Raw genomic sequence first — 855 nt, 5'->3', positions numbered from 1 at the left:
CGACCCAGAGCTGAAGTAGCCATTAAGTTGCTCAACGACAGCAAAGCAGGGATTCCCGCTGTACTCGGCTACAAGGTCACGCAGTCAGCTCTCGCGTTAGTTCAGGATGCCTGACAATCAGGCGTAGCAGGCATGTGACGGCACCGGGCGGTTTGAAACGTCCTTGTTCCCAGTCGCGCAGCGTAGCGACCGGCGTCGCGATCCGCTCCGCGAACGCCGCTTGCGTCAGCCCAGACTTCTCCCGAGCCTGACGAACCAGTATCTGATCGGGCGTAGTGACGCGCCCCACGCCCATCTGCGCCTCTTTGAGGGCCTCGCGCAGATCGGGCAGAGGCTCGCCGGCATCCGCCTCGATGGCCTTGGCAATAGCCTCGATATCGGCTTTCTTTCCCATGTCACACCACCTTTCTGATTTCAGCAGGACTCATGTTGGTTCGCTCGGCCTTGGAATACATCGCCACCAATAACACAACGTCCTCTTCGGTCAGGTTGAAGTAGATCACTCTCGCACCGCCCGACTTGCCAGAGCCGGCGCGGCTCCATCGCACCTTGCGCGCTCCGCCCGCGCCGGGGATGACCTCGCCAGCCATTGGATTGGCCGCAATCCAGTCAATAAACTCCAGCCGCTCGACTTCTGACCAGATCTTCCCTGCCTGCTTCTGGAATGTAGGGGTTTCGATCACGGTGCGCATGGTCTGAATTATACGGGATGCCCGTACAGGCGCAAGGAAGGAATGCGAACGTGCCTGCACGTTCGTCGATTCATCGCCCCCGGTTTTGGTGTAGTTTGGAACGACCCGATTCAGTCTGCTCCTGACGTTCAGACGGGAAAGCCTTACGGCCGCTGATGGCCGG

At 59.6% G+C, this 855-nt stretch carries 2 protein-coding genes; both read right to left on the bottom strand.

Features of this window, described 5'->3' with window-relative positions; all coding sequences use genetic code 11:
- Window positions 1–76: 76 nt before the first annotated feature.
- Window positions 77–394, bottom strand: a complete 318-nt coding sequence (locus tag GPA21_RS20295) for a helix-turn-helix domain-containing protein (RefSeq protein WP_168989864.1) — start codon at window positions 392–394, stop codon at window positions 77–79.
- A 1-nt stretch (window position 395) separates the two neighbouring features.
- Window positions 396–855, bottom strand: a 460-nt coding sequence (locus GPA21_RS21110; RefSeq protein WP_246262084.1) for a type II toxin-antitoxin system RelE/ParE family toxin, incomplete at its 5' end; no start/stop codon positions are given.

This window comes from Azoarcus taiwanensis (genome assembly GCF_012910885.1).
Taxonomy (GTDB): Bacteria; Pseudomonadota; Gammaproteobacteria; order Burkholderiales; family Rhodocyclaceae; genus Azoarcus_F; species Azoarcus_F taiwanensis.
This window is presented reverse-complemented; position numbering and strand designations above follow the sequence as displayed.

Bases quoted from the DNA above. Each gene is read 5' to 3' on its own strand.
- GPA21_RS20295 (WP_168989864.1), bottom strand. From the start codon at position 394: ATGGGAAAGAAAGCCGATATCGAGGCTATTGCCAAGGCCATCGAGGCG.